Source organism: Ruegeria sp. BC8 (assembly GCF_056535705.1).
Genome location: NZ_JBQFIV010000001.1, coordinates 347,096 through 366,524 on the forward strand (window position 1 = coordinate 347,096; position 19,429 = coordinate 366,524).

General features: G+C 61.6%; 13 protein-coding genes. 2 read left to right on the forward strand and 11 right to left on the reverse strand.

Annotated features, from left to right (window positions below; translation table 11 throughout):
- Positions 1 to 34: 34 nt before the first annotated feature.
- The 8 genes from ACR3EK_RS01960 to ACR3EK_RS01995 all read right to left on the reverse strand — a co-directional run bounded on the left by ACR3EK_RS01960 (position 35) and on the right by ACR3EK_RS01995 (position 8,986).
- Complete coding sequence (locus ACR3EK_RS01960; RefSeq protein WP_480632540.1) at positions 35 to 1,246, reverse strand: saccharopine dehydrogenase family protein; 1,212 nt, start codon at positions 1,244 to 1,246, stop codon at positions 35 to 37.
- 23 nt (positions 1,247 to 1,269) lie between these two features.
- Positions 1,270 to 3,159 (reverse strand): biosynthetic arginine decarboxylase, encoded by a 1,890-nt coding sequence (gene speA / locus ACR3EK_RS01965; RefSeq protein ID WP_480632541.1) that lies wholly within the window; start codon positions 3,157 to 3,159, stop codon positions 1,270 to 1,272.
- Positions 3,160 to 3,258: 99 nt separating this feature from the next.
- A complete protein-coding gene (locus ACR3EK_RS01970; RefSeq protein WP_170340143.1) occupies positions 3,259 to 4,347 on the reverse strand; it encodes a DUF1513 domain-containing protein in 1,089 nt (362 codons plus the stop codon).
- Positions 4,348 to 4,350: 3 nt separating this feature from the next.
- Positions 4,351 to 5,361: an imelysin family protein gene (locus ACR3EK_RS01975; protein WP_480632542.1), complete on the reverse strand. Its 1,011-nt coding sequence runs from the start codon at positions 5,359 to 5,361 to the stop codon at positions 4,351 to 4,353.
- A gap of 3 nt (positions 5,362 to 5,364) precedes the next feature.
- Complete coding sequence (locus tag ACR3EK_RS01980) at positions 5,365 to 6,900, reverse strand: di-heme oxidoreductase family protein (RefSeq protein ID WP_480632543.1); 1,536 nt, start codon at positions 6,898 to 6,900, stop codon at positions 5,365 to 5,367.
- Complete coding sequence (gene bfr, locus ACR3EK_RS01985) at positions 6,872 to 7,357, reverse strand: bacterioferritin (RefSeq protein WP_149776400.1); 486 nt, start codon at positions 7,355 to 7,357, stop codon at positions 6,872 to 6,874. The genes ACR3EK_RS01980 and bfr overlap by 29 nt, the downstream gene beginning before the upstream one ends.
- Positions 7,305 to 7,598 (reverse strand): (2Fe-2S)-binding protein, encoded by a 294-nt coding sequence (locus ACR3EK_RS01990; protein ID WP_480632544.1) that lies wholly within the window; start codon positions 7,596 to 7,598, stop codon positions 7,305 to 7,307. Before ACR3EK_RS01990 ends, bfr begins: the two co-directional genes overlap by 53 nt.
- Positions 7,599 to 7,714: 116 nt before the next feature.
- The gene (locus tag ACR3EK_RS01995; RefSeq protein ID WP_480632545.1) at positions 7,715 to 8,986 is read right to left on the reverse strand and encodes an imelysin family protein; all 1,272 of its coding nucleotides are present in this window, start codon (positions 8,984 to 8,986) and stop codon (positions 7,715 to 7,717) included.
- 284 nt (positions 8,987 to 9,270) lie between these two features.
- Between ACR3EK_RS01995 and ACR3EK_RS02000 the strand changes: the two genes are divergently transcribed.
- Positions 9,271 to 9,789: a ZrgA family zinc uptake protein gene (locus ACR3EK_RS02000; RefSeq protein ID WP_480632546.1), complete on the forward strand. Its 519-nt coding sequence runs from the start codon at positions 9,271 to 9,273 to the stop codon at positions 9,787 to 9,789.
- 12 nt (positions 9,790 to 9,801) lie between these two features.
- On the opposite strand, the gene speB is transcribed toward ACR3EK_RS02000, so the two are convergent.
- On the reverse strand, positions 9,802 to 10,767 hold the full coding sequence (speB, locus tag ACR3EK_RS02005; protein ID WP_480632547.1) for an agmatinase: 966 nt from the start codon (positions 10,765 to 10,767) through the stop codon (positions 9,802 to 9,804).
- A 350-nt stretch (positions 10,768 to 11,117) separates the two neighbouring features.
- On the opposite strand from speB, the gene ACR3EK_RS02010 reads away from it, so the two are divergent.
- Positions 11,118 to 14,786 carry a flavoprotein gene (locus tag ACR3EK_RS02010; RefSeq protein ID WP_480632548.1) on the forward strand — a complete coding sequence of 1,223 codons (3,669 nt, stop codon included), beginning with the start codon at positions 11,118 to 11,120 and terminating at the stop codon, positions 14,784 to 14,786.
- Here the strand turns inward: ACR3EK_RS02010 and ACR3EK_RS02015 are convergent.
- Positions 14,767 to 15,984 carry a hypothetical protein gene (locus ACR3EK_RS02015; protein WP_254430305.1) on the reverse strand — a complete coding sequence of 406 codons (1,218 nt, stop codon included), beginning with the start codon at positions 15,982 to 15,984 and terminating at the stop codon, positions 14,767 to 14,769. The genes ACR3EK_RS02010 and ACR3EK_RS02015 overlap by 20 nt on opposite strands.
- Positions 15,981 to 19,280, reverse strand: a complete 3,300-nt coding sequence (locus tag ACR3EK_RS02020; protein ID WP_480632549.1) for an adenylate/guanylate cyclase domain-containing protein — start codon at positions 19,278 to 19,280, stop codon at positions 15,981 to 15,983. The genes ACR3EK_RS02015 and ACR3EK_RS02020 overlap by 4 nt, the downstream gene beginning before the upstream one ends.
- Between the last annotated feature and the right edge of the window lie 149 nt (positions 19,281 to 19,429).

Sequence of the window (19,429 nt, forward strand, 5' to 3'; positions counted from 1 at the left end):
GAAGTAGGGCGGTCGCGCGGACCGCCCCGAGGTTTCAGAACTCGACCGGGCCGTCGAGTTCGTGGACCTGCCAAGGAAGGCCGTGCTTGTTGAGCATGTCCATGAAATCATCTGGGTCCAGCTGTTCCATGTTCCAAACGCCCGGTTCGCGCCAGTTTCCTTTCAGCACCTGGGCCGCGCCGATCATGGCGGGGACGCCGGTGGTGTAGCTGACGGCCTGGCTGCCGACCTCGCGGTAGCATTCCTCGTGGTCGCAGATGTTGTAGATGTAGTAGGTCTTTTCGCCCGAGCCGTCCTTGGCCTGGCCGGTGGCGATGTCGCCGATGCAGGCCTTGCCCTTGGTTTCGGCGCCCAGATCGCCGGGATCGGGCAGCAGGGTCTTCAGGAACTGGATCGGAATGATCTCGACCCCGTTGTGCACCACCGGGTCGATCCGGGTCATGCCGACATTCTGCAGCACCTTGGCATGGGTGATGTAGGCATCGCCGAAGGTCATCCAGAAACGGGCGCGCTCGATCTCGGGGAAGTGGGTCGAGAGTGACTCCAGTTCCTCGTGATACATGAGGTACATGTTCTTCGGCCCGATGCCGGGGAAGTCGAACTCGACCTTGTGGGTCATGGCTGGCGTCACTTTCCACTCGCCGCCTTCCCAGTGGCGGGCGTCGGCCAGTACTTCGCGCAGGTTGATCTCGGGGTTGAAGTTGGTGGCGAATTCCTGATCGTTCTGGCCGCCATTGGCGTCCAGAACGTCGATCTGGCGGATCGAGTCCAGCTTGTGTTTCTTGAGCCACTTGGCAAATACGCTGGTCACGCCGGGATCGAAGCCCGAGCCGAGGATCGCGGTCAGGCCGGCCTGCTTGAACTTGTCCTGATAGGCCCACTGCCAGTGGTATTCGAACTTGGCCTCTTCCTCGGGCTCATAGTTGGCGGTGTCGAGATAGTGGCACCCGGCCTCGAGGCAGGCATCCATCAGCACAAGGTCCTGATAGGGCAAGGCCAGGTTCACCAGAAGCTCGGCCCCGGTGTCCTTGATCAGCTTGACGGTGTCGGGGACCTTGTAGGCGTCAAGCTCGGCGGTCTTGATGTCGACGCCGGTGCGTTCCTTGACCGATTTGGCGATGGCATCGCATTTCGCCTTGGTGCGGCTGGCCAGCGTGATCTCGGTGAAGATGTCGGAATTCATCGCCATCTTGTGCACGGCGGCGTGGCTGACGCCACCCGCGCCAACAACCAGTGTCTTGCCCATGGGAAATTCTCCTTTCGCCGGGGTTATTCGTAGTAGGTATAGCCGTTGATGCTGTCGCGATAGGCAGTCATCAGGGTTTTGCGTTCATTCGCCTTGAGCGTGCCGGTCGAGATCGCCTCGTCGACCATCTTGCGGAAGGCAGCGATGCAGTCGCTTGGGTCGAACTCGACATAGGACAGGACTTCGCTGATCGTGTCGCCCTCTTGCTCATGCAGCAGGTCGAACCCGCCATCGGCGCGCAGGTCGATGGTGACCACGTTGGTGTCGCCGAACAGGTTGTGCAGGTCGCCTAGGGTTTCCTGATAGGCGCCGACGAAGAACACGCCCATGTAATAGTCGCGATCTTCGGGCAGGGAATGCACCGGCAGGCTGGGCGAGACACCGTCGGCCAGAATGAACCGGTCGATCTTGCCGTCGCTGTCGCAGGTGATGTCGGACAGCACCGCGCGGCGGTCGGGGGCCTGGTTCAGCATCTGCAGCGGCACGATCGGGTGCAACTGGTCGATCGCCCAGACATCGGGCAGCGACTGGAACAGCGAGAAGTTGCAGTGATAGATGTCCGCCAGCTTTTCCAACTGGTCGTCCACATCGGTTTCGACCTCGTCCGAGGCCGCCAGCGCCTTGATCCGCGCCATCAGCGACAGGTAGATGCGCTCGGCCCGGGCCATCTGGCGCAGGTCGACATAGCCACGGCGGAACAGGGCGCGCAACTCGTTGCGGTAGAAGGTGGCGTCGTTCCAGCATTCCTGCAGCCGATCGTGGCTGAGGTACCCGTTTACCGCCGCCAGATCGGACACCATGTGGTGGTCGTCGGGTTCCACCTCGGGGCCGTTGGGCGCGTCATAGAGCGTGCTTTCAAGCACGTTGAACACCAGCATCGACGAGGTCGCCACCACCGCGCGGCCGCTCTCGGTCACCAGCGTGGGGTGGTCCACCTCGGCCTCGTCCATGGCATAGGCCACGGTCTCCACCACATTGGCGCAGTATTCCTCGACCGTGTAGTTGATCGAGTTCTCGGTCGCCTTCTTCTCGCCCGTGTAATCGACGCCCATGCCGCCGCCCAGATCCAGGTGGGTCAGCGGCACGCCCTCGCGGGTCAGTTCGGTGTAATAACGGCAGGCTTCGCCCACGGCGCGGCGCACGTCGTTCACGTCGGGCACCTGGCTGCCCAGATGCGAATGCTGCAGCTTCAGGCAATGCAGCAGGCCCGCATCGCGCAGCTTGTCGACGACCGCGACCAGCTGATCGGTGTTCATGCCAAAGGTCGACCGATCCCCCGAGCTTTCCTGCCATTTGCCGCTGATCTGGTTGGTCAGTTTCACCCGCACGCCAAGCAGCGGTTCGATGCCAAGCCGTTCGTAGACCTCGATGACCGTGTCGGCCTCTTTCGGGCTTTCCAGAACGATGACCGTGTTGAACCCGATCTTGCGGCTGAGGATGGCCAGTTCGATGAACTCCGCGTCCTTGACGCCGTTGCACACGATCAGCGCCTCGGGGGCCAGACGGTGCGCCAGGGCGATCACCAGCTCGGGCTTCGATCCGGCCTCGAGCCCGTAATTGTATTGCTTGCCGAACTCGACGATCCGGTCGACGACCTGCGCCTGCTGGTTCACCTTGATCGGGAACACGCCGCGATAGGACCCCTTGTAGCCGGTACGCGCAATCGCATCGCGGAAGCTTTCGTTGATATGCGCGATTTCGCGTTCCAGATACGAGCTGATGCGCAGGATCATCGGCGCCTTGATCCCGCGTTGATCAAGGTCGTGCAGAATACCGGGCAGGCTGATGGCCGCCGCATCGGGTGCCATGGGATTGCGCAGACTGATCTCGCCGTCCTCCGTCACCTCGATGAGACCCTTGCCCCATTTTTCAACCCCGTAGATGGAATGCGGTGCGACGGGCGTTTGTTTCAATCAAGTCAGTCCTTGCGTTGCAGGCGTGGAAATTTCGCCCGCCAATACGGCAGCCGTTCGATTCTTCCAAGTGTAATCTGTATCGGAGGTTAGCCCAATTCAGATCGCAGGGCGAATGGGAACCAGATGATTGTCCCAACGGACCCGAGGATGGGGCGATACCGCCGGGTTTGACCCAACCAGATGCCCCACATCGCCATGCCCGGTGGTAAAGACAAAGCCGGATGGCCCGGGGCCCAACCCGCACACGTCGCCGAGCGAATGGGCGCTGTCAAAACGAGCTGCCTCGGCATCAAAGACGTGCAGCGCGTTGCCGCGTGGGCAGGTGATGGCGACCTGACGCCCCTCGGCGGAAAAGGCGACACTGCCTGCATAGCCGGCCAGCGTCGCCTGAATGTCATCCGGCGCGGACAGAAGGTGGTAACGGCCACCCCGCCGATTCAGCCCCAGCAGGGCCGGCTTGTGGGACAGGTCGCCCTGCCACTGCATCGCGAAGGCCAGCAGGCCATCCGCACGAACGGCCAGATGCCGGATCGAGTTTTTGTGCAGCGCCGCGGGCAGCTCGACCTGCTCCAGAACCGATCCGTCGAGGCTGACATAGGTCAGGTTCGGGCGCATGGTCGGCAGGTTCAACTTGCTGCGCCCGGTATCCGGGTGGGTTTCGATGCCGCCGTTGGCGATGGCAAGAGATTTGCCGTCGGGCATCAACACTACGTCATGGGGGCCGACCCCCGCCGAAGAAAACTCGCCCATTCGGGCATAGCCCTCGGCCGCGTCCCAGACGCCGATGACCCCGGTGCCAGCCTCATAGTCGTTTTCGGTGGTGAACAACCGGCGGCCGTCGGGCGAAAATGCGCCGTGGCCATAGAAATGACGCCCGGCCGGCGCCTCGAGCCGGGTCAGCTGGTCCCCGGTCGCGCAATCGATCACAAGCGCAAATCGCCCCGGACGGCGCGCGAATGCAACGGCCCGCGCCAGATGGGGATGGGCGGCGGCGGCATGCCCGCGGCCGGGCAGGGGGACCGAGAACCGAAACTCTCCTGAACCGGTCAGCCCGACCAGGCGGTACGACCCATCGTCGAACAGCGCAGCCGACAGGAAATCGGGCGAACCGACCTCAGCCCAGCCCGGCAGGGGGGCAAGAGTGGCCGCTGCCAAACCGGCCAGGAACCCTCGGCGGCTGGTCATCGGTCAGTCTCCGTCCAATGAATTGAACCCGGCGCTTATGCCCAGGGTCGGACCCAACTGCGCGGCGGCCAAGCTGCGGATGTCGTTGATCGACTGCTGCAGCGCCTCGATCCGCAGCCGCCCCTGGGGCTCGGCCACGCCGGCCAGTGCGGGATCGTCCAGCGCCTGCGCCCGGGCGATGCTGCGGGCAAAGGCGTCGTCCAGCGCGGCGGCAATCTGTGGGTGATCGGCCGCCAGCCGCGCCGCCAGGTCGCGCAGCGCTGTCAGCGACAATTCCACATGCCGCAGCGACCGCAGCGACCGGCGGGCCTCGGCCCGGTTGGGGCGGGGGCGGTCGAAACTGCCCATCGGGCGGCCCAGGCGCGTATCGGCCGTAAACTCGAGCCCGGTGGTCAGGGCCTTGTAGAGCTCCTGCAGGGCTTCGTCGGAGGACCGATAGGGGCTGTCCGGCCCGGGTTGGGTCATGATGCGGGCATGGCCGTACCAGTCCCGGTCGATGGCCCGGGCGGTGCGATGGATGTCGGCGGCGATGGCGCGGATCAACCCGCAGCGATAGGCCGCATTGCCCTGATCGGCAAAGGCCGGGTCGTACAGCATCCTCTCGAGCGCGAGGAAGCCGCGCCCCGCGATCGAGGTTTCTGCAAAGGCATCGGGGTCGGCAATGGCCGGGTCTTCGGCCGCGATCATCGCCGACAGCGCCTTGGGCGTGAACCCTTTGCTGTCGGGCCAGAAGGCCAGGGCAAAGGCACGATCTCCGACCTCGGTCGGACCGAACCGCAGGTGGCTTGCGGATATCCAGGCGTCAAAGGCGGCGTGATAGGCCGCGCGCAGATCGGCGGACCCCGGCGCGCAGTCGGCTCGTGCGGCAGCATCCAGCGTGGCGGTCATTTCGACAAGTTGCTCGAAACGCGGCAGGATATGGGCCTGGGTCACGTCGGTCAGGATCGCATCGCGGCTTTGTGCCACCGCGCAGAGGGGGATCAATGCGGAAAGGATCACGGCAATCAGGCGCATGGGTCAGAGACTCTCCAGGAACCGGATCAACGCATCGCGGTCGGGTTTGGGCATGGAAACGACTGCATCGCGCGCGGCCTGGGCCTCGCCGCCGTGCCACAGGACCGCTTCGAGAAGCGAGCGCGCCCGGCCATCATGCAGGAACTGGGTATGCCCCGAGACCCGTTCGGTCAGGCCGATGCCCCACAGTGGCGCGGTACGCCATTCGCGGCCCGTGGCGCGGGCCTCGGGGCGGTTGTCGGCCAGTCCCTCGCCCATGTCGTGCAGCAGCAGGTCCGTGTAGGGCCAGATCAGCTGGAAACTGTGCTCGGGCCGGTCGGGCAGACGGTGGGTGACGAAAGCAGGCGTGTGACAGGACGCGCAGCCAATGGTGTGGAAAACCTCTTTCCCGCGCAGAACTTGCGGGTCATCCACATCGCGGCGGGCGGGAACGCCCAGGTTGCGGCTGTAGAAGGCCACCAGATCCATGCCCTGCTGGTCGATCTCGAAGCCGCGTTCGTCGCCGTCACCATGCGGGGCGGTCTGGCAATCGGCCTGGGCCGGGGTGCAGTCGCCAAATGGCGCGGGGTAGAGCGGGCTGGAAATGCCGATATCGCCGGCGAAGGCCGCGGCCGACTGCTCCATGATCGTCGGCATGCCCGCCTTCAGCCCGAACCGGCCCAGCATGGGTTCGCCGAATTCCGTCGACCACACGATGTTGGGCCGCCCCGAGATCCCGTCTCCATTGGCATCTTCCGGGTCGGCCTTGGCCAGGATGTCCTCGGCCGGGATCGCCTCGAGCAGGCCCAGACCGATCATCTGCGGCGCCACGCGTGGGCTGAGCATCGCGTCCGGGTGCAACGGCCCATAGCCCAGATCGGCCGCTCTGTAGGTGGGCTTGCGCAGCGACACGGTTTCGCCGTCGGACAGTTCCACCGGGATTTCCTCGTAGGTGATGTCCAGCCGGTATTCGGCCTGGTGGCCGGGCAGGGCGAAATCCTGCATCTGGCCGCCATAGGTGGGTTCGGGCAGGGTAGCGAGATACCCTTCGATCCCTTCCGGCGCGTCCGCAGGCGTTCCGGGGATGGAAACGCGCAGGAACATCGAAATGGCGTTGTCTTCGGGTCCGGCCGGGGTGTGGCCACGCCCGTCCTTGATGTGACAGCGCTGGCACGACCGGGCATTGAACAGCGGCCCCAGCCCATCCGAGGCCAGAGTCGAGGACGGAGACGACACCCAGACCTTCTTGAACAGCCCGTTGCCGACCTTGAAATCCAGCTCCTGCTCAAAGCTCAGGTTGGCCGAGGGTTGCGAGAACGCATCCGCATCGGTCCGGGCGCGCACCGTCGCGGCGCCTGCCGGCAGGTCCTCATAGCGCTGGGGCTGCGTGAAATCCGACGGCGCTGCGGTGACTGTGGCGATCCGTGCCCGTTCAGCGTCGGTTCGGGGGAGGGGGTTCAAATGACTGTCCCGCAGATCCTGAGACAGGGAAGGGGTGGCCGCAAAAACGGCCACCACGAAGAGGCCCGCCTTATTCGGCCTCGTCCATTTTCGATGCATTGAGTTGCGCATAATTTGCTTCGCCGAGTCTTTCGTACAGATCGAGCTGGGTTTCGAGGAAATCGATATGGCCTTCTTCATCGGCCATCAGTTGTTCGAACAGCGCCATCGACACGAAGTCTCCGGCCTGTTGGCAGTATTCGCGCGCTTCCTTGTACAGGGCCCGGGCGTCGATCTCGGCCGCCAGGTCGCATTCCAGGGTTTCCTTGGGCGTCTGGCCGATGCGCAGCGGGTCGAGCTTTTGCAGGTTGGGGTGGCCGCCGAGGAAGATGATCCGCTCGATCAGCTTGTCCGCGTGCTGCATCTCTTCGATGCTTTCCTCGCGGCTTTTCTTGGCCATGTGGCCCAGGCCCCAGTCCTCCTGCAGGCGGTAATGCAGCCAGTACTGGCTGACTGCGGTCAATTCATGCCGCAGGGACTTGTTTAAGTATTCGATGACTTTGGGGTCGCCCTTCATCTGCACTCTCCTGTGTATCATCCACGCGCAGGGCGCGGAGTTGCATGGGTATTTCGAGGTTATCGGTTGCGCGCATCGTGTCCAGAAACAGCGGCATACACCCGCCACAATCCGCCGATTTTCCCAAAGCATGGTAAATCTTGCCCGGCGTGATGATGGTTTGAGGATCTGCCGCGCGCATCCAGTCGATTGCCGCGCGGATCTCGTGATCCGTGATGTTGGTGCAGTGGCAGACGATCATGGCGACTCGGCCTTTCTTAATTCCTAGTCAAATAGTAGGGTATTTGCTTCGGGTCCAGACACAGCTTGTCGCAGGGTCGGGCGCAAGCGGTCGCTGCGCCCGGCTGCTTTGGTTCATCAGTGGAAAACGGCGTCGGGGTTGTCGAGGCTGTCGGACCCTTCGAATGCGACATTGCCCAGGCCCAGCACGGACACGATACGTTCGATCGTCTTGGTCTGATCGATCAGACCTTCGACACCGCCCATGATCAGCGTTTCGCCACCGACGTTCCCGCGCTCGAGCATCTGATCGTAGGCTAATCCGGCCTCGGCTGCGGTTTTGATCTGGCCTAGCGCGTACATTGTGTTGGCCAGCTTGGTCTTCATCTCGGTGTCCAGAGCCGGGTCCGAGGCCGCAACCAAATCCGACAGGGACGGACCCGAAACCGGAGTACCGTCAATCCGGACATACCGACCCAGATAGACGTTCTGAATCCCCAACCCGTCATAGTAATGGCTGTTGTGCGTGTTGTCTGAGAAACAGTCATGCTCTTCTTCCGGGTCGTTCAGCATCAGTCCAAGGCGCATGCGCTCACCGGCCTGTTCGCCATAGGACAGGGATCCCATGCCCGTCAGAATTGCACTGATGCCCGAGTCGGCGTCGTCGGTCAGGGCCGCCCGCGCGGCACCGTCGCCCTGCCATTGCGCGGCCATCCATTCTAGGTCCGAGACCAGCAGGTCGGTCGCCGCCACCAGATACTGGGCCCGGCGATCGCAGTTGCCGCCGGTGCAGGACTCGTCCTGCGCATAGTCGGTCCACGGACGGTTGCCGGCGCCCTCGCCGTGACCGTTCAGATCCTGGCCCCACAGCAGGAACTCGATGGCGTGATAACCCGTTGCCACATTGGCCTCGATCCCGTCGGCCTCGTGCAGGGTCTCAGACAGCAGCTCGGGCGTGATCTCGGTGGCGTCGACCGGCTGGCCAGACAGCTCAAAGCTGGGCGAGGCAACCACGTTCAGAACCGCAAGCTCGTTTTCGTCCGTCGCGCCGCCATAGGCCGCATCCACATAGTCGATCAGACCCTCGTCCAGAGGCCACGCATTCACCTTGCCTTCCCATTCGTCGACGATCGGATTGCCGAAGCGATAGACCTCGGTCTGTTGGTACGGAACGCGCGCCGCAACCCAGGCCTGGCGTGCGGCGGTCAGGTTTTCAGCAGAAGGCTGGTCAACCAGTGCGGCAACGGCGGCCTGCAACTTGCGGGCAGCACGCAGGCTGTCGTCATATTTTGCTTCGGCAATGTCAGCATAGGTGTCCAGAATGTCGACCTTTGCGGGGGCGTCGCCGGCGGCTGCCGCCGTTGCCATCAGCAAGGCTGCCAGGCTGGTCGTCGAAAATATGCGGGTCATAAAGTTCAGGCCTTCCTGTCGAAATGAATGGGCAAGAGCACCCGGTGCGGGTGCTGAGATGAATATTAACTGAGTTAAATTGTAAGTTATGTCAACCCGAGTCTTTAAGTCGGGAATTATTTGTGAAACACGTCGCTGTTTTGGCCAAATACGGTTTGGCTGGATGGGTTCTCTGGATCTGTCTAGCCATTTCCGGCGGGGTCAGACCGGGTTGCGCGCCGTTGCCTGCGGAAGGCGTGCAGATACAATGATGGTGTGATTCTTAAGTTGGTGGTGGTTGCGTGATGAGATCCCTGGCGTTTGCCCTTTGCGTGTTTCCCCTTGCGTTGGACGCGCAGCAGGAAGGGGCGCCAAAACCCGCAGCACTGGTGATCGCGTTTTTGGATTCGGGGTACACGCTGTCTCTGTCTGTTCCTGCGTCTGAAATCGTTGGCTTTGAACTTCCCGCTTCGAGCGCAGAGGAAAAGGCGAAGGTCGCGGTCGCCATTTCGGACCTGTCGCAGCCCATGACCTTGTTCGCGGTCACTGCCGAGGCGGGTTGTGCCACGGCCACGGCGAACGTGGCGCTGGTCGGCGGCGAAGCCGGGTCGGCCTTGGGGTCTGACGATCACCGGCCCGAATTTCAGGCCGAATACACGATCAGGTGCAGCAACCTTCAGGCGCTTGGTGAAATTAGATTTGATTACTTCGACCGGTTTTCGCAGGCTGAACGTGTGGACGTGCGGGTTCAGTCACCGGGTGGTAGTCACGCCGTCGCGGTTACACGAGAGACCCCGTTGGTTGATCTCTCCGAGTTTATGTGACCGGGGTTTCTTTCATTCCTTGTGGTGAAAGATGAAGCCGATGAAGTTCAGCAACAGCTGCGCGGCAAGGATCTGCGTGCTTTCGGTCGGGTCATAGGCCGGGGCAACTTCGACAAGGTCGATGCCAGCGACCTGCCCTTTCCGGGCAAGGCCCTGCAGGATTTCCAGAACGTCGTAGTACAAAAAACCGCCGTGGCTTGGTGTTCCGGTGCCCGGTGCAATGGATGGGCAAAACGCGTCAATGTCGATAGTCACGTAGTATCGGACGCCCGAGGGGATGCGGTCCAACACCCCTTGAGTTCCCAGCTTGCGGACCTGCCGCACCGACAAGATGTCGGAGCCGCGCGCGCGTGCATCCTCGTAACCTTCTTTCGCAGTCGACGAGACATTGCGGATGCCCAGCTGGGTCATACCCGAGACATAGTCCTTCTCGATCGCCCGCCGCATCGGGTTTCCATGGCCCGCCGTAACGCCATGTCGCTCGTCCACGAAATCCAGATGCGCGTCGATCTGGACCACGTGAATGGGACCGTTTCGGGCGCAGTCCTGATCAAAGGCGTTGATGCATGGAATGTTGATGGAATGGTCACCACCGATCGTCACGGGCAGAGCGCCGGCCTCAAGGATCTTGCGTACCCCGTATTCGATATTCGCGTGGCTGGCTTCGGTCTTGGTGTGGATGATATCGGCATCCCCCAGATCGACGATGCGCACCTCTTCGCCCAAGTAGGTGGCATCGTCCTCGTGATCATAGGCACCTGCATGACCAAAGCTGAACAGAGTGGATGCCTCGCGCACCGCACGCGGGCCAAACCGGGCTCCGGACCGGTATTGGCAGCCGAAGTCGAACGGGGCGCCCAGGATGGCGACATCGGCATCGATCCGGTCCCAATCCTGCACATATGGCTTCTTGCCGAATGTGGCGATGCCGACGAACGGCAGATTCAGGCGGCCGGATTCATATCCATGTTTTGACATTGGGGGCTCCGTTGCTTTGAACCGGGCGCGGGTCTGGCGGGTTGCTTGCACGTTGACGACTATCACCCGATCAATCAAGGCCGCTCTGCCCCAGCGGTGCATCAGTTTGCGAAGCTGGGTAAACCCCACAATCCCAGTGATTTTTCTGCAAATCTGTACTAAGAATGCAGGTATCGCTCGTATTGCCTGCGCAAATTGAGGGGTGGAGCCAGCATTGAATGGCGCCACGCGTCGGGCGGTCTGCCGTTTGTTCGGCGGGGGAGACTGCAAAATACAAATGCTGATTTCAGGAAAGTGACCACGAAATACGAAACTATTGCGCCACTGACTTTTTGGGGGAGGAACTGGCCGTGACCACACAGACGATTTCCAATTCAAAACCGATTGAAGCCACATCTGCCGATTGGGAGAAAATATTCGCCGTTCTGCCCGGAGAAAAGGTGCGGCAGAGCGCCGAGCGGCTCAGGCAGCATTTCGATCTGTTCGAAGTTCTTGAGGACACGGTTCTGCCGCCGCGCGGGATGTATGTGGTTTTGGACGGCATCGTGAAGCTTCGCCAGAACGACGTTGATCTGGCGACCGCCGATACCGGGGACTATTTCTACGAAGAGCATCTGGAGATCCGCGACATACCGGTCAGCCTGCAGGCCGTTGCCTTGCCCGGCACTCGGCTTGCCTTTCTGGCCAGTAACGAGTGGCTGGATATTCCCGCGGAAATTCGACGCGAATGCTACGCCACGCTGTTCGGCGATCTGGTCAGCGTGCATCTTCAGAATTTCCAGCAGCCGATCAACTGCTGCAGCGTGACCGCGGCCGCGCTGAGCATGTCGGCGCTGGGCTTCAGCTGCGAGGTGAACGACATCTTCCGCGTCTGCGAACTGCCCACCAGCTTTGTCGTCAATGACGGCATCTCGCTGGGTGAACTGTTCGACGTGGCGTGCACCTATATCCATTCGCAGGGTCTGCGCGACCTTGTGCAGGTCCAGGCCTACTTCATGGACGAGGCGACGACCTCGGTGCCGCTGCTGCTTGAGGCGATTGACGAATCCAATCGACTGGGCGGAGACAACGATATCCTGGTGGCGAATTTTCAGGTTGGGGTCGCGCATGGCAAGCCCACCATGCCCGGCGGCCATTTCGCGGTGATCGCCAAGTGCAACCCCAGCACCGGGTTGGTGCACATGATGGATGTGCATCCCGAAAAATACGGCAAGCTGTGGGTCACCACGATCGACCGCCTGTACGCGGCCATGTCCGACCGCGACGGCACTTCGATGCGCGCGCGCGGGCTGCTGCGGTTCTCCGCGCGCGAAGCGGTCAAGACCACGCTGCAGACCTTCCGGCAGGACTGCAACTATGTGGACAGCACCAGGTATCTGGCCCGCGATCCCAAGAAGCGCCGCAACCTGTTCCGGCGGGCCAGCCCGAACATGAACAGCCTGGGCGTTCTGGCCGAAAGCCTGCAGATTTTGGGCGATGTCCAGGTCACCGAAGACAAGCTGCTGATCGCGACCCAGACCTCGTACACCGAGGCGCTGAGCCGCGTTTCGACCGCCAAGAAGATGAGCGAGATGGCCCACCGGTATCTGGCCGGCACCTCCGAGGTGCATATCGGCAGCACCTTCCGCAGTTATGCCAAACGACCCGGCAAGGACAAAAGGTCGCCGCAAGACTGGTTCCGGGATCAGCTGCGCAGTCTGAACGAACATGAGGGGCGCCACCTGATGATCAACATCGACTTCAACCGCGTGTTGGGGTTCGAGGTGATCCGGCCGCCCGAAAACGTGTTCCGCGAGACGGCGCTGCTGGAAGAGTTCTGGTGCCTGTGCGTGGCCTATGACGAAAAGGCCGACCTTGTCACCGTCGTCGACATGAGCCCGGCCACATCGCAGGTCTGGCAGGCGCCACGCGGGCATATCTTTCGCGGGCTGCGCGACCTGAAAAGCCCGGCCATGCTGGTGATCGAAGAGACCCAGGCCCCGGAAGACCCCAGCGACGTGGCGCGGATTGTCCGGGAAAACCCGCTGGTTCTGTTTTACGAGGATGAGGACCCGTGGTCGAACATGCTGAAGAACATTCTGGCCAATATCGGCGCGACTGGTCTGAAATTGGTCGATGTCGCCGGGCACGGGGCCAACGCCATGAAGATGCGCCGGCAACTGGTGGCCGAAAGCAGCAAGGAAAAGGTGCCTTACCTGTTCTTCCAAGGGAAATGCCTGGGCAAGCGCAGCGACATCGTCGACATGATCCTGGACGGCAGCCTGCAGGAAGACATGAAGAAAGCCGGTCTGCCTGTCTTGCTGCGCCACGAGTCGCCGAGCCTCGACAAGAACATCTTCGGGTATCCCAAGGGCGGGTTGACAGCCCCGCCAAACGGTCGCCGGAACGTTCTGCTATGCGCCTGCGGCTCATCGGCTGCGGACAAGGTGCCTCAGTTGGTCGCCCGGATCACCGAGGCTGGTCACAACGTGAAACTGATCCCTTCGGTTTCGGCCGAAAAGTTCTTTCGCGATATCGGGACCGACAAGGCCAGCGAGGCCGGCAAGGCAAAAAAGACCGGGAAGAAAACCAAGACAGTCGACGACTATATCACCCACAATGACTACTACCGCGACGATGACGAGTGGAACTTTCGCTATACCGAGTTCGGGATGCCCTTGCGCGCGTCGCATCTTGCGCTATGCGACTGGGCCGATTGCGTGATTGTCGCGCCGGTCACCTGCAACACGATGGGCAAGATCGCCAACGGCATTGCCGACAACCTGCTGACTTCGGTTTTTGTGGCCTGGCAGTATCGCAACAAGCCGGCGATCCTCTGTCCGGCTTGCAACACCAACATGTGGAACAACGTCACCACCCAGAACAATGTCGAAAAGCTGCGCGATCTGGGGATTGATCTTGTGGGTCCCCGCAAGGGGCGCCTGTCGAACGGGATGATGGGCATCGGCATGATGGCCACGCCCGACCAGATCATGGAGGTGTTGGAAGAAGCCTTCGAAGAGCTGGAAAACCACGAACACAATATCTGCAAATGGGCGCAGGATGCTGCGGCCTCGGATGACTTCGCCCAATGGGAGCCCGTGTTTCAGGCCATAGATGAGGGGGTCGCCGGTATCGACATTGTCGATGACCATAATGGCGACACGCTGCTGCACTATGCGGCCGGGGGCGAGGGCGAGCTGACCGAGAACGGGCAAGATCTGGGAAAACCGGACATCGAGGCTGCCAAAGCCCTCATCGCAAGAGGTATCAACGTGAACGCGGTCAATGATCACGGATTTACCAGCCTGCATGTCGCCGCGATGAACAACTCGGCCGAGATGGTCGAAACCCTGCTGGCGGCGGAGAGCATAGATGCAAGCCCTCTGATCCACTTCCTGCAGGATCCGGTGCGGTCCAGGGGCATCAGGGTGTCGGACGAGATCCGCGCGATGCTGGATGAATGGGCCAACACGCACGCACTGTCAGAACCAGAAGAGGTGGAAGACGAAGATGACCTGATCGATGATCGCGAAAAGACCTATCTGTATTTTACCTACGGATCGCTCAAAAAAGGATTTCCCAACCACGACGCTCATGCGGACGTTCTGGATGATTTCGTTGGACAAGCGGTCACTCGGCAGCCTATGCCCCTGATCGTTCCGAAAGAGCCGTTTTGCGACAACCCGAACTGTGCCTATCTGCACCGCATGGCCACACTGGTGGATCGCAAGGGCACTGGCCGTCCAATCAAGGGCGAGGTCTACCGGGTAACCTCGGACGGGTTGAAGGAACTCGACAAGCTCGAGGGCTTTCACGGACCGGGCGCGGCTGACAATGTCTATGTCCGCAAGCGGATCAATGTCCTGATGGATGGCGTGAAAAAACCGGCTTACGTCTACGTCATCGCCAATCCGGAAAAATACCTTGCCGAACTGGAAAGCGGTGCGTCCGAATTGGTCGACGAATACTCGATCGACATGGCCACAGGGACGCTCAAGCCCGGGTATGAGGCGGCCGCTAGCCGTCCTGATGCGTGATGGCCTCGGGGGCATCCGTTGACGGAGGTGACTTGAGGCTGAGGTTGTAGGCGGTGATCGCGATCATGCAGCTCAGGACAAATGGCCAGAACGCGGCCTTCGGAATCAGGTTGTCACGATAGTGGATCAAGCGCAGCGACGGTGCGGACTCGGAGACGAACAGATAGGTGTTCACCGAGACAACAAGCAGCATGAAGTACATCAGGAAAAAGAAGGACTCCATGTAGATTACCGGTGACCCGGCAAAACCCTCGCGCAATTGCACATGGGCCAGCAGGATCACGAAGAACAGGACCGAGCAGGTTCCGATCACGCTTGAGGTGCTGAAATCGTGCCGTTCGACCAGGTTCGGCTTCCGCGTCACCGTCATTACGGCGCCGAAGAGAAGCATCGTGACTACGATCAATGGGATCATGTGCACCACGAAGGCGTTCGCAAAGTTGCGTTTGATGACAAAGTTGTAGTGCAGTTCGGGCAGTCTGGTCTGAAACTCGTTCTGGTTGATGCCCAGCGTCGTGTCCAAATCGGACAGCTTGTAGTCAAAATAGGTGTTTTCGCGTTCCCAAGTGCCCATGACGATGCGGTTGTCGATCCCGAAAATGTCCTTTGGCCCAGTCGCGGGATAGGCGTCGAAGTCGGGAACCAAGGCGACGTTCACGTCAAACCGGCCCGGCCAGAACCGCACCCAGACGGTTTTGTGGTCGAAAGGATAGCTGGTGTAGTCGAAGGACTGGCGCAGGGTCTGCTCAAAGTACCAGCCGATCACTTCGCCGCCGGGTTCTGGCATCCGGTAGGCTTCTTCGATAAGGCCGCTCCCGACATCCACGGACTCGGGCAGAAGGAACCCGGCCTGACCGGGTTCGGGTTTTATCGCGTCATGGACGCCGGTTTGATAGTGCTGCCAGACATAGCCCGTGACGTGGACATCGCTTGCGTCGACGAAACTGAAGGATTTGAGGAATATTCCCGTCCTGACCCGATAATCCGGCGCGTTCTCCAGCGACTCCAGGTAGGAATCGACCGAGGCTTGATCCGGCAATTGGGTCGGGTCCTGCTCGAAATGGTTCAGCGATGCCCAAAGGTAGAACAATACGGCCGTCAGTATCAGCGACACGAGGCCTGACAGACCCCAGACCTTTTTCTCGACCGTCATTACGCGCCCTGTTTCTTCCTGTTGTTCCATCGTCATGCGGTTCATGCCGTCGGTTGACCGGCCATTCCGGCCACCGGAAAATCCAGATGCCCCATCAGCGACCGCACCACGCCCAGATCATCGAACTGAGATCGAAGTTCTGGAAACTCGGCGTGGTCAGACAGGGCGAGGCCCTGTTGCCCGGCCGCAGCAAGAAGACGGGTGTGACGGATGGACAGATCGGCCATCGGCAGTGGTTCTGAGGCGGTGAACTCGGACAAGGCGTCGGCAAAGCGGATCGCGCGGTCCCAATCCTGGCGGGCCAGCATTACGGCGCAGGCGTCTGCGTAGAAATGCAGGTGGCTGTGCCCAACGCAGCCTTCGCCCAGTATCCGGACGCCCTGATCCAACAGATCATCCTGGGCATCCGGGTCGTCCAGAGCCAAGGCCAATGCCGACAGCGCCTTGGGGCCGACAAAGTTGCGGCCATGTTCCAACGCGATTTCCACGGCGCGCCGCCCCACCTGTTCAGCCTCTTGCCTTTGCCCGGCGTAAACCTGCGCCCGCGCCAAGTGTTCCAGCGCCTGAGCCTCGAGTCGCTTGGCACCGACGCGCTGGGCGATATCGGCGGATTGGATGAAGGCCTGCAGCGCGCCGTCCATGTCATCCTGAAAGGTGCACGCGACGCCCAGGCAGGTCTGCGCGACACATTCCGGCACGAAGGCAAAGTATTTCTGCGAGATTTCGATGGCTTCCTGCGCATCGGCCCGACCTTGCGCCACGTCACCCGAGTAACTGCGGGCAACACTGAGATTGTGAAGGTTGGCGGCCAGGTCCCGGACCAGTCCTTTGTCCCGCGCTCTTTCGACGGCCTGAGTGTAGAACCCTGCGGCGGTACGCATTGCGGCATTCATGAAATTCGCGTCGCCAAAGCCGCTGAGGGCGCCGACCTCCAGCCGGACGGATTCCAGTTTGCGGGCCAGCGTCAGCGCTTTTTCGTTGCTTTGCAGAGCATCCGCGACCCGTCCCAGCGGGAAATAGATGTTTCCGCGAACATAGCTGATCTGGGCCAGATCCCGTTCCGATCCATTGCGGTCAGCGGCGGCCTCGGCGATGTCGAGGCTGTGCAGCGCATCCTGGTACAGGCTGGCCTGGCGTGCGGCTTGTGCCAGACCGATATGAACGCGGCAACTCTGCGCGTCAGTCTCGGCCAAGGCAGCGGCTTCGTTGAACTCGCTCAGGGCCTCGTCCGACAGGCCCTGAAGCCGATGGGTTTCCGCGCGGGCACACATCAGGTCAAACCGGATACCCGGCGGAGCCGAAAGCTCGAGCGCGCGTTCGATCAGCGGGCTGGCCTCGTCAAACTGGAAGGCCTGGATCAGGTTTTCGGCGGCCTCCAGATAGGCTTCGGCTGCGTTGGAGGCGTCGGCACGGTCCAGGTGTTGGGCGCGCAAGGTGGCGTCCTTGCCTTCGTACCAGCTTGCTGCCTGCCGGTGCAGTCGGGCGCGCTCGGACTTGACCAGCGTCGCATAGGATCCGTCGCGGATCAGAGCATGCGCAAACATCAGATCTGCCCCGACCTCGCGGATCAGGGCCGAGCGGATCAGGTCGGACGTGTCCAGATGGCCTTCACCCAGCAGATAATTCAGAACTTCGGGCGAGAACCGCTGCCCCAGAACCGATGCTGCCTGAATCGCCGTTCTGCTACGACGATCCAACCCGTCCAGACGGGATTGCACGATGCCTTGGATGCTGCCGGGGACAGTGTCGCGGGTCAGGCCGTCGATATTACGCAGCAGTTGCTCGAGAAACAGCGGATTGCCTCCGGCGCGTTGCACGCAGGTTTCCAACAGCTCTGGGTCGATGGCGGTGAATTCCTCGACCAGTTTCCGCGCCTGTTCGTCACCCATAGGCGACAGCTCAAGCTTGGACACCAGCGCACCATCCGTTCCCATCTGCCATTCCCGATCGATCGGGTCGCCTTCGACCCGGCTGGTCATCATCAGAACGCAAGGCAGGTCCCGCGTCGCGGCAGCCATGTAAGAGCACATGGTCAGAATGTCCGGTGGCGCCCAATGGATGTCCTCGACCTGGAGCAGAAGGGGGGCCTCGCGGCTGCGGGCCTGCAGCAGTTCGTCGATGACCTGTCGCCGACCCCGCATGCGTGCGGCGTTGTCCATCGCGGCATAGACTTCGGCCAGCCCGGGATCCTGTTCAAGTTCGAGCAAAGCACTCAGATGGGCTGAACTGGCGGGGTTGATCCACCCCCGGTCGATCGCGTCATGAGCGGCCGCGGTGCTGGCATCGGAGTCGTCGGTCGGGTCGAGGCCCAGAAGGCTGCGGGCGATGGACTGGATGGCCGAATGCCCTTCGCGTGTGCCGAAATCCATCACCACGCCCCCGTGGATCGAATAGGACCGGTTTGCGGCCAGCTCGGCCACCTGTTCCGAAAAGTGGGTCTTGCCGATACCGGGTTCGCCAAGAATGATGTGAACCTCACCCTTTCCGTGGCGCTGGCACCGGTCGAATGTCGCCGAGAACAACGACATCTCGCGTTCCCGCCCGATGAATTTGTGGCGCCGCGTGCGAATGTTCCGGGCCAGACGGTCCAGACGCCAGATTCCGACCTCCTTGTTAAGGCCCTTGATTGCCTTGGTGCCGATCGCCTCGCCCACGAACAGTGGGCCAAGCGCGCGCTGGATGTCGTCCGACACCAGCGTTTGACCCGGCGCAGAAATGTCGGTCAGGCGGGACGCAAGATTCACGCCGTCCCCTGTCACGGTGTATTCGGTATGGGCTTCGCTTCCGGTGGTGCTGGCGATGACCTGCCCCGAGGCGATGCCGATATGGCACGACAGGGGCGGGTCAAGTGTGGGAAGCGCGGCGTGAATCTCCAGCGCAGCCCGGGCCGCCCGTTCGGTGTCGTTGGTGTGCGAGATCGGCGCCCCGAACACCGCCATGACAGCGTCTCCGATATGCTTGTCGATCCGGCCTCCAAATTTCTCGACGGCGCGGTCGACCTTGCCAAAGAACGCATTCAGCAGCGCGTGCATGTCTTCGGCGTCGTGTTCGCTGGACAATTTGGTAAAGCCGGTCAGGTCCGCGAACAGAACAGTGACCTGACGTTTTGCCGGTTCCAGTTCGACCTCGGGTTCAAACGCGCCGACGGTTTCCGGGACGTCCAGCTCGGATATCGCGCGCAGCAACCGGCGACGGTCGCCGACGGCGGTCACCCCGATCTCGCGCAAATCCTCGCCCGTAAGTTCAGGAAGAATTGCAAAGTCGATTTTGTTTTCCGCGAACGCTTGGGTGTAATCGGACAACCCAAGGGCGCTCAGCCATTCCCTTAGGTCGCCAGACATTGGTGCCCTCAGAAGTATCCACCCGCAGGCAGCCTAGTACAGACCACCGGGTCGAGTCTGCATTTTTATAGTAATATTCGATTATGACTGCGCAATCCGCTGCTGCCGGTCCTGCGGATCAGCTTTGTGCCGCACCTTTCCAGAGTTGT

Bases quoted from the DNA above. Each gene is read 5' to 3' on its own strand.
- ACR3EK_RS01960 (WP_480632540.1), bottom strand. From the start codon at position 1,246: ATGGGCAAGACACTGGTTGTTGGCGCGGGTGGCGTCAGCCACGCCGCC.
- ACR3EK_RS01970 (WP_170340143.1), bottom strand. From the start codon at position 4,347: ATGACCAGCCGCCGAGGGTTCCTGGCCGGTTTGGCAGCGGCCACTCTT.
- ACR3EK_RS02000 (WP_480632546.1), top strand. From the start codon at position 9,271: ATGAGATCCCTGGCGTTTGCCCTTTGCGTGTTTCCCCTTGCGTTGGAC.
- ACR3EK_RS01990 (WP_480632544.1), bottom strand. From the start codon at position 7,598: ATGATCGTCTGCCACTGCACCAACATCACGGATCACGAGATCCGCGCG.
- ACR3EK_RS02015 (WP_254430305.1), bottom strand. From the start codon at position 15,984: ATGAACCGCATGACGATGGAACAACAGGAAGAAACAGGGCGCGTAATG.
- ACR3EK_RS02020 (WP_480632549.1), bottom strand. From the start codon at position 19,280: ATGTCTGGCGACCTAAGGGAATGGCTGAGCGCCCTTGGGTTGTCCGAT.
- speB (WP_480632547.1), bottom strand. From the start codon at position 10,767: ATGTCAAAACATGGATATGAATCCGGCCGCCTGAATCTGCCGTTCGTC.
- ACR3EK_RS01995 (WP_480632545.1), bottom strand. From the start codon at position 8,986: ATGACCCGCATATTTTCGACGACCAGCCTGGCAGCCTTGCTGATGGCA.
- ACR3EK_RS01980 (WP_480632543.1), bottom strand. From the start codon at position 6,900: ATGCATCGAAAATGGACGAGGCCGAATAAGGCGGGCCTCTTCGTGGTG.
- bfr (WP_149776400.1), bottom strand. From the start codon at position 7,357: ATGAAGGGCGACCCCAAAGTCATCGAATACTTAAACAAGTCCCTGCGG.
- ACR3EK_RS01975 (WP_480632542.1), bottom strand. From the start codon at position 5,361: ATGCGCCTGATTGCCGTGATCCTTTCCGCATTGATCCCCCTCTGCGCG.